Here is an 8,145-nt window from a genome sequence, read left to right as displayed (position 1 = left end):
GTACCAAGACGCGCCGTTGCCGATGCCCTTCATCTATGTCGCCGGCATGTGGATGGCGGTGTTCGCCTCGATCGCCTTCACCGCGATCTATGCCTTCCGCGTCGCGGCGGAAGCGCGCCTGCTCGCCAACGCTTTGGCCGCCACCGAGCTGGTGCTGCAGCGCGAGCAGCACCTGTCGGCGCTGGACGGGCTGGCTGCCGCCGCCGCGCATGAGCTCGGCACGCCGCTGGCCACCATCACCGTCGTCGCCAAGGAGATGGAAAAGGCGCTCGGCAAGGACCCGAAATACGGCGAGGACGTCAAGCTCCTGCGCTCGCAGAGCGAGCGTTGCCGCGAGATCCTGAAGCGGCTGACCAGCCTGTCCTCGGAAGGCGAAGCGCATCTGTCGCGCATGCCGCTCACCTCGCTGATCGAGGAGGTGACGGCGCCGCACCGCGATTTCGGCATCTCGATCCGGCTGCGGCCCGGCGAGCACATCGGCCCCGAGCCGGTCGGCCAGCGCAATCCCGGCGTCATCTACGGGCTCGGCAATCTGGTCGAGAACGCCGTCGACTTCGCCCGAAAGTCGGTCACCGTCAGCTGGAGCTGGGACAATGAGACGGTCACCTTCTCCATCACCGATGACGGGCCGGGATTCCCGGCCGAGATCATCGACCGCATCGGCGAGCCCTATATGTCGACGCGCCAGGGCACAGAGGCGGGCGGCGGCCTGGGGCTCGGGCTGTTCATCGCCAAGACCTTGCTGGAGCGGTCCGGCGCCAGCATTGATTTCCGCAATTCGAGCGGGCTCGGCGAGGGCGCGGTGGTGCAGGTCGTCTGGCCGCGTGGCGTCTTCCTCAACCAGGATCAGGCTTCGGCCACCATGTTCGACAATGCGTAACCTTGGCTAGATGGTGCGTAGACCTTGCAATTACCGCATGGCAGCTCTGTTGCCGGCTCTAAAAATTGGACATTGCTCTTGCGGGACTGTATCTGCGTAAAAGTGAAGCATGTCGCCCAAAATTGTGTCTGGAAAAGCGGCATGCCCGAAAAACATGGACTTCGAGCGCCTTCGCCGGAATTCGTTTCGACGGGTAGCGCTTTTGGTCAATAGGGTGCCGATAAGATGAGCGGAGACGAGACGGCTGGCGCAATGGTCGAGGGCGAGGACACCTCGCTGCTCATCGTCGAGGACGACAAGCCCTTCCTCACCCGGCTTGCCCGGGCCATGGAAACCAGGGGCTTCGTGGTCGAGACGGCGGAAAGCGTCGAAGAAGCTGTCGCCAAGGCGCGCGCCCATCCGCCGGCCTATGCGGTGGTCGACATGCGTCTCGGCGACGGCAATGGCCTCGATGTCGTCGCAGCCATCCGCGAAAAGCGCGACGACGCCCGCGCCATCATCCTCACCGGTTATGGCAACATCGCCACCGCGGTGACGGCAGTGAAGCTCGGCGCCATCGACTATCTCTCCAAGCCCGCCGATGCCGACGACGTCTTCGCCGCGCTCACCCGCACCTCCGGCGAACGTGCCGCGCCGCCGGAAAACCCCATGTCGGCCGACCGCGTGCGCTGGGAGCACATCCAGCGCGTCTACGAAATGTGCGACCGCAACGTTTCCGAGACGGCGCGCCGCCTAAACATGCATCGCCGCACCCTGCAGCGGATACTAGCCAAGCGGGCGCCTCGATAGGCGGACATTCGTCATCCACGGGCGGAGCGGGAGCGAAGCGGACGCGGAGACCCGAGGATCCATTCCGTGACATCGACGCGTCGCAACGATGCAGAATTTTGCACCGCCGCACTCTACGGCTTAGGTAACGGAATGGATCCTCGGGTCTGCGCTGCGTCGCTTCGCTCCTTGCTTCGCCCGAGGATGACGAAAGGGCTCGCGTTTCAGCCAACTTTCGAAGCATGCGCTGCCGGGTAACTCGGCCTTGCATCATCACTGACGCTGCGCATCATTGGAACACAGACTCCCGGCCGATAAGGTTAGGCCGGGTTTAGGGAGAGAGCATGCGCGACGAAAGGCCGAAATCGATCCTGCGCGAATTCCTCGACAGCGAGGCCGCCGGCGGCATCATCCTGATGGTGGCCGCGGCCCTGGCGCTGATCGTTGCCAACTCGCCTTTGGCCGAAACCTATTTCGCCGTGCTCCACGCTTATCTCGGGCCGCTCAGCATCTCGCACTGGATCAATGACGGGCTGATGGCGGTGTTCTTCCTGCTGGTCGGGCTGGAGATCAAGCGCGAGATGCTGGACGGGCAGCTCTCGACCTGGCCGCGCCGCGTGCTGCCCGGCATTGCCGCCGCCGGCGGCATGGTGGTGCCGGCGCTGGTCTATGTCCTGATCAACCGCGACAATCAGGCGGCACTCTCCGGCTGGGCGATCCCCACCGCCACCGACATCGCCTTCGCGCTCGGCGTTCTGTCGCTGCTCGGCAGCCGCGTGCCGGCCTCGCTGAAGGTCTTCCTCACCGCCCTGGCTATCATCGACGATCTTGGCGCCGTCATCATCATCGCGCTGTTCTACACCAGCGGCCTGTCGCTCGCGTACCTGGCTGCCGCCTTCGCCGTCATCGCTCTGCTGGTCGTGCTCAACCGCATGCGGGCGATGAGGCTCTGGCCCTATCTCCTGCTGGGCGTCGTCCTGTGGGTGCTGGTGCTGAAGTCGGGCGTGCATGCCACGCTGGCCGGAGTCGCGCTGGCGCTCACCATCCCGCTGGAGCGGTTTCCCGGCATCAGCCACGATACTGAACATTCGCCGCTGCACCGGCTGGAGCATGGCCTGCATAAGCTCGTGCCCTTTCTCGTCATCCCGATCTTCGGCTTCGCCAATGCCGGCGTCTCGCTCGGCGGCTTAAGCTTCGCGGCCCTTGTCGAGCCGCTGACGCTGGGCGTCGCCGCCGGCCTGGTTCTGGGCAAGCTGGTCGGCGTTTTCGGCTCATCGGCGCTTGCCATCCGGCTCGGCCTCGCCGACCTGCCGGTCAATGCCGGCTGGCTGCATATGCTGGGCATCTCGCTGCTCTGCGGCATCGGCTTCACCATGAGCCTTTTCATTGGCCTGCTCGCCTTCGCCGCCGACCCGGCGCTCCAGGACGCCGTGAAGGTCGGCATCCTCGCCGGCTCGCTGGTTGCCGCGCTGCTGGGCGCCGCCGTGCTGCTGACGGCGCCTGCGGCCGGCGGGGCGCAAGAGGACGTGGATTAACCCCTCAAGGCAAGCGGCTCCGGCGGCAGGCCGAAGGCCTCGAACAGGGCGGGGCCGAGCGGCGGGACGTAGATCGTCAGCGAGGCGATCTTGCCGTCGGCGGCTCCGATGACATGCAGCGAATGCGGCCGCCATATCGAATCCTGGCGGCCGAGCGCATAAACGCCCACCGCCGGCTGGGCATTGGCGCCGACGGCCACCGCTCGATAGCCGGCAAAATTGCCCCAGACGCTTGCCAGGAAAGCGCCGATTTCCGGACGGCCGCGGTACCATTCCCGCCAGGGCGGCATGTGGTAGATGGCGTCCTCGCGCAGCAGCTCGACGAGCCCGTCGAGATTGTCGGTCTGCCAGGCGCCCATATAGCGTTCGAGTAGCAGTCCTTCGTCCGGACCGGGCCGCAACGCTTGCGGCGGGCGCCCTTGGCGTTCGCCCAGCGTCGCGCGGGCGCGCTGCAAGGCGCTGTTGATCGAGGCCGTGGTTCCGCCGAGCAATTGCGCGGTCTCGATGGCGGACCATCCAAGCACATCGCAAAGCAGGAGGGCCGCGCGCTGCCTGGGCGGCAGCAGCTGGATCGCCGCCACGAATGCGAGCCGTACCGCCTCGCGAGCCTCGTAGCGCGCTTCCGGGCCGGGCCCGTCGTCGGCGATGTCCGGCAGCTCCGCGTCCGGATATGGATCCAGCCAGGCGAGTTCCGCGGTCGGGCCGCCGGTCGCGCCTCCCTCGGAGGGCGGCCGCCCGGGCTGCTCGAGAATGCGCCGCGCCGACGATCGTGCCTTGATCGCGTTGAGGCAGCTTTTGGTGGCGATCGCGTAGAGCCAGCCGCGCGCCGAGCCGCGCCCGTCGAATTGCGACCGCGCGCGCCAGGCCTTGAGGAACGTCTCCTGGACAAGATCGTCCGCCTCGTTGAGCGAGCCCATCATCCGGTAGCAATGCAGCTTGAGCGCCCGGCGGTGGGCGACGCTCAGGCGTTCGAAGGCCGGCCGGTCGAGGACCGGCTGGCCTTGCCTGCCTAAAGGCTCGATAGGGCCGGAGGCGTCAGTCATGGGAAGCCCGGCGCGCTGAATTCGGCCGCCATCCTGCTCGCCTCATGCCGCTGCCGCAAGGCCGCTGCCGCTCACGGTAAAGGAACTGCCCTGCGGCTTGCCCGTCGCGAGGTCGACCACCGCCCGTCCGACATCGTCCGGAGTCTGCATGTCGCTCAAGCTGGCGAGGAAGTCGGCCGGGCGGATGCCCATATAGGCGGCGATGCTGTCGATGCCGCGATCGCCGACCCCGGTGCCCGGCATGATGCGGGCCGGCGAAAGCGCGATGAAGCGCAGGCCGAGGCCGAGCTTGTCGGATTCCTTCTGGCAGTGGCCGGCCAGAAAAATCTGCATGCGTTTGGCGCCGGCATAGCCGCCTGAATTCGGCGGTCCGCCGGTGATGGCGGCGCCGCTGGCGATCAGCAGCACGCGGGCTCCGGGCTTCAGCCCACCCTTGAGGGCTTCGCGGCAGAACAGGAACGAGGCTTTGACGTCCATTTCCCAATTCGCCGAGAAGGCCTCCCAGCTCTGCTCCTGGATCGGCGCGGCAGCGGCGAGCGCCCCCGCGCAGACCACCAGCACATCAGGAGCCAGCGCATCGAAGACCGCCTGCGGCGCGGCTTCCGCCGTCGCGTCCATGCTGAGCGTCTTCAAGCCCGGCCGTTCCCAGGCAAGCTGCTTCAGGTCGGCGGCGCCTCGGGCAACGGCAAGCACGGTCGCTCCCGCGCTAAGCGCGGCCTCCACGATCGCGCGGCCGACACCCCGGCTGCCTCCAACCACGATGACATTCTGATTTTGCAACGGCTTCATGTGATCACCTCTTTTCCGAGCCGCCGGCCATCCGGACGCGCTCTGTAGGTGAAGACAATCGAGATCGGCGGAAATCATCGGTGCGAGACGAAAATTCTCGTCGGCCGCAGACGGGGGTTCGCTTTGAGCCCTGGCTCGACGTCTGACGTCGATGGCAAGACGCCGGCGCTCAATGCTTGCGTGGAGGATCTACTCGCTCTCGCCGTCCAGCGCCGGCACCGCGACGCCGGCAAGCTCGGCTGCCAGGAGCCGCGCGGCGCCTGCCCGCGCGATCCGCAGCATCAGCGCCTTGCGCGTCGCCGCCGCCATGCGGTGCTCCGGCGCATCGCGCAGGATCTCCGCGCCATAGCCATCTGAGAGGATGAAGCCGCATTCCTCGGGGAAGATATCAGCCGGAACCCCGGGATGGGTGGCGAAGAAGAAACGGTCGGAATGCAGCCGGTAATCCGGCCATTTGCGGTCGACGCGAAAATCCTCGATCGAGGATTTGATCTCGATGATCCAGATGTCGCCCTGCCTGGTCAGCGCGACGAGATCGGCGCGCCGCCCGGTGGCCAAAGACAGCTCCGGCAGCACATGCGCACCCATTTCGCGGAGCAGCCGCTGCACGCCGCGCCGCACCAGCATGGCGCGCTCCGACTGGCGGCCGTCGATCAGTGGGTTGAGGGGAATCGGGGAAACGATGGGCATGGCAGGCACCATGCCAGATTTTGTTCACGGTTTGAACCCACTTTAGGCGGAGGATTATATATTTGACAGACCCACCTTTCCCATAGAGGCCTCGCGATGCTACCTATCCGCGAACTACTGGGGAGGATACATGATCCGCATAGCAGTCGTTATCGCTCTTGCAGTTAGCTCTGTAGCCTGCACGAGCTAGGCGAACGTGCCCTATTCAAGCAAGAAGACAACCTGCACAAACGAAACCTCATATGTGTCCATCCCTGGTGGGAAGCTTGTGCCCATCAACAGAAATGTCTGCGTTCCAGACACTACCAACAAAGCATGCGTCGAATACTGGAACCGCGCGATGAGGCAGGCTGAGGTCAGGTCTATGCCTCTCACCCGCAAATCAACGACTGCCGAAGGACGAGCCAGACAGCTTGCCGGCAGCAAATACCCCTAATTAGTGGCGATTGTATTTTGACATACCCATGCGTCTGTAAGTAGGTTCAATCTCAACTGGGACGGGTGGGCTTTGTTCAAATCACTGGCAAAGAATTGGCGGCGGTTCGTGTCAGCCAAGCTCATCAATCGGGTAGACGTTAAGGGACGCCACTTCACGTTCTCATTCAAAATCTATGAGCATGATGAAGGCGAACGAACCCTCCGTTTCGCTTACACGACGGCGGCAGACACAAACAGCTTTTCGATGCAGCCAGACGAACTAGATCGCTTTGTTGAAGCCGCTCAGGAAGCTAGGGCGCAACTCGGCGGCTACCCGTCCAAATAGTGCCATGCCCTAGGATGTGCTATGATTCGCCTGTTTGGAAAGAAGGCAAAGCAGAAAGCAAAACAGGCGATTGAAGCCCCATTGGAAGGCGAACTTGAAAGGGACGCCGCCTACTACGCCCGTAAGGTCGGCATCACCAGAGACGAAGCCGCTGAGATCATTCGCGAAGCCCGCGCTCCGAAGCTTTTATTGGTAGGCAAGGATGGCCGGAAGGGCAGATAGCCAAGCGCCTATTTCGAGCCAGCCCCAAACCAGCGGAATCCGCCACCCTGCGGTAACTTGCCAGCGCATTCTCGCGGAGCCTTCGGATTGACTAAAACGGTGATAATCGATCCCGCCTTCGCAGCGCCGAGGGGAAATAGCCATGGGCTCGTTTCGATGCGATAAACCTCTCCGTCAAACGAGTATTGCAGCAGATAACTGTCTGCCCCGTCACCCCCATCAATAAATTTCAAGACCTCTGCGGTTGTCGGAACCCAGTGCCTTGTGTGGTCCCGCAACCAGTTTTGATGAATGATTGCGCCTGCAACTACTGCTGCCCCGCAAAGTATGAAGGCCAGAAGGAACGCCTAATTAAAGCCGCTCAGCTTGGGTCTTTGCCGCCCTTTTTGGTATCCGCCTTCGGCGGCGGCGACTTTGCCAACTTCCTGATTGCTGCGTTCAACGGCTCTTCGGAATCGACGGTTTCGATCTCCCGCGCCAGTTCGCGTAACTTCTCGATTTGCGCCGTCTTTGGTTTTTGGCCTGTCCGAGCCTTTTTCCCGGTCAAGACCGATTCCCTTTACCGCTGTTGAATGAAAGCGCGGGGGACATCATAGTGCCAACACTAAAAATGCGTGGGGTGCAAGCCAAGTCGGACGGTCGAACCATGATCCAATTGGCGTTAGTTGTTGCTAATTCCACCCTCGGCCGCAATCTCGCTGTGAGAGGATTCCCATGACCCGTGATCAGATGCTCGCCCACCTGCGCTCCGCCGACGCCGTCGCGCGTGAGGCGGCGGCGCATGGGCATCATCCTTTCGGTTCCGTGCTGGTCGGGCCGGACGATCAGGTGCTGATGCGGCAGGGCAATCTCGACACGGTGCGCCATGCCGAGACCGAGCTCGCCCGCCGCGCGGCGGCGGCCTACGAACCGGAGTTCCTGTGGCAATGCACGCTGGTCATGACCGGCGAGCCCTGCGCGATGTGCGCCGGTACAATGTATTGGGCCAATATCGGGCGGCTGGTCTACGGCTACGAGGAGACCGATCTGCTGGCGCTCACCGGCGATCACGAGGAGAATCCGACGATGAACCTTGCCTCGCGCACCGTATTCGCTTCCGGCCAGAAGAAGATCGAGGTCTTCGGTCCGTTCCCAGAAATTTCGGACGAGCTGCTCGCCCCACACCGCGATTTCTGGAAGCGCTGATGCGGTCTCGGAACCGGGCGCGCTTCCCACCTCGTCGAAGGCGAGCGATGCCGAACGTAGCCGGTATATCGCGCCAAACCGCGCCTGTGAGAAAAGCTAGAAGCGGTAGTTCATTCCAAGCCGTACCACGTCATAGGCGCTTTTGAACCCTACGTTCATGAAGGCGTCGCCGACGGCCGGGCTTTGCGCGGTGAGATGGACTTTCTGGCGGCCAAGATCGACATGCAGATATTCGGCCTTGATGGTGATGCGCGGGGAGAGCGCATATTC

10 protein-coding genes are annotated in these 8,145 nt (G+C 63.7%); 6 read left to right on the top strand and 4 right to left on the bottom strand.

Translation table 11 applies throughout. The features are described 5' to 3' along the window. The 3 genes from EOA23_RS28685 to nhaA all read left to right on the top strand — a co-directional run. Positions 1-880, top strand: an 880-nt coding sequence (locus EOA23_RS28685) for an ActS/PrrB/RegB family redox-sensitive histidine kinase (RefSeq protein ID WP_145966504.1), incomplete at its 5' end; no start/stop codon positions are given. A 225-nt stretch (positions 881-1,105) separates the two neighbouring features. Next, positions 1,106-1,669, top strand: a complete 564-nt coding sequence (locus EOA23_RS28680; protein ID WP_108703014.1) for an ActR/PrrA/RegA family redox response regulator transcription factor — start codon at positions 1,106-1,108, stop codon at positions 1,667-1,669. Positions 1,670-1,992: 323 nt separating this feature from the next. Continuing rightward, complete coding sequence (nhaA, locus tag EOA23_RS28675) at positions 1,993-3,183, top strand: Na+/H+ antiporter NhaA (protein WP_127306628.1); 1,191 nt, start codon at positions 1,993-1,995, stop codon at positions 3,181-3,183. On the opposite strand, the gene EOA23_RS28670 is transcribed toward nhaA, so the two are convergent. The 3 genes from EOA23_RS28670 to EOA23_RS28660 form a co-directional block, all read right to left on the bottom strand. After that, positions 3,180-4,226, bottom strand: coding sequence for an RNA polymerase subunit sigma-70 (locus EOA23_RS28670; RefSeq protein ID WP_127306627.1), 1,047 nt, complete (start codon positions 4,224-4,226; stop codon positions 3,180-3,182). The genes nhaA and EOA23_RS28670 overlap by 4 nt on opposite strands. Positions 4,227-4,268: 42 nt before the next feature. Next, on the bottom strand, positions 4,269-5,015 hold the full coding sequence (locus tag EOA23_RS28665; protein ID WP_127306626.1) for an SDR family oxidoreductase: 747 nt from the start codon (positions 5,013-5,015) through the stop codon (positions 4,269-4,271). Between the two features lie 189 nt (positions 5,016-5,204). Further along, positions 5,205-5,705 carry an MmcB family DNA repair protein gene (locus tag EOA23_RS28660; protein WP_042645842.1) on the bottom strand — a complete coding sequence of 167 codons (501 nt, stop codon included), beginning with the start codon at positions 5,703-5,705 and terminating at the stop codon, positions 5,205-5,207. A gap of 544 nt (positions 5,706-6,249) precedes the next feature. Between EOA23_RS28660 and EOA23_RS28655 the strand changes: the two genes are divergently transcribed. Beyond that, positions 6,250-6,468 (top strand): hypothetical protein, encoded by a 219-nt coding sequence (locus EOA23_RS28655; protein ID WP_127306624.1) that lies wholly within the window; start codon positions 6,250-6,252, stop codon positions 6,466-6,468. A 21-nt stretch (positions 6,469-6,489) separates the two neighbouring features. Further along, entirely contained in the window at positions 6,490-6,690 is a 201-nt protein-coding gene (locus tag EOA23_RS28650) for a hypothetical protein (RefSeq protein WP_127306623.1), read from the top strand. 361 nt (positions 6,691-7,051) lie between these two features. Here EOA23_RS28650 and EOA23_RS28645 read toward each other — a convergent pair whose 3' ends face one another. Then, positions 7,052-7,237 (bottom strand): hypothetical protein, encoded by a 186-nt coding sequence (locus EOA23_RS28645; protein WP_127306622.1) that lies wholly within the window; start codon positions 7,235-7,237, stop codon positions 7,052-7,054. Positions 7,238-7,404: 167 nt separating this feature from the next. Between EOA23_RS28645 and EOA23_RS28640 the strand changes: the two genes are divergently transcribed. Then, positions 7,405-7,875: a nucleoside deaminase gene (locus EOA23_RS28640; protein WP_127306621.1), complete on the top strand. Its 471-nt coding sequence runs from the start codon at positions 7,405-7,407 to the stop codon at positions 7,873-7,875. Positions 7,876-8,145 lie beyond the last annotated feature (270 nt).

The sequence above is a fragment of the Mesorhizobium sp. M2A.F.Ca.ET.042.01.1.1 genome, assembly GCF_003997405.1.
Lineage (GTDB): Bacteria > Pseudomonadota > Alphaproteobacteria > Rhizobiales > Rhizobiaceae > Mesorhizobium.
This window is presented reverse-complemented; position numbering and strand designations above follow the sequence as displayed.

Excerpts from the sequence above, each read along its gene's own strand:
- EOA23_RS28680 (WP_108703014.1), top strand. The coding sequence starts at position 1,106 with ATGAGCGGAGACGAGACGGCTGGCGCAATGGTCGAGGGCGAGGACACC.
- nhaA (WP_127306628.1), top strand. The coding sequence starts at position 1,993 with ATGCGCGACGAAAGGCCGAAATCGATCCTGCGCGAATTCCTCGACAGC.
- EOA23_RS28670 (WP_127306627.1), bottom strand. The coding sequence starts at position 4,226 with ATGACTGACGCCTCCGGCCCTATCGAGCCTTTAGGCAGGCAAGGCCAG.
- EOA23_RS28665 (WP_127306626.1), bottom strand. The coding sequence starts at position 5,015 with ATGAAGCCGTTGCAAAATCAGAATGTCATCGTGGTTGGAGGCAGCCGG.
- EOA23_RS28660 (WP_042645842.1), bottom strand. The coding sequence starts at position 5,705 with ATGCCCATCGTTTCCCCGATTCCCCTCAACCCACTGATCGACGGCCGC.
- EOA23_RS28650 (WP_127306623.1), top strand. The coding sequence starts at position 6,490 with ATGATTCGCCTGTTTGGAAAGAAGGCAAAGCAGAAAGCAAAACAGGCG.
- EOA23_RS28640 (WP_127306621.1), top strand. The coding sequence starts at position 7,405 with ATGACCCGTGATCAGATGCTCGCCCACCTGCGCTCCGCCGACGCCGTC.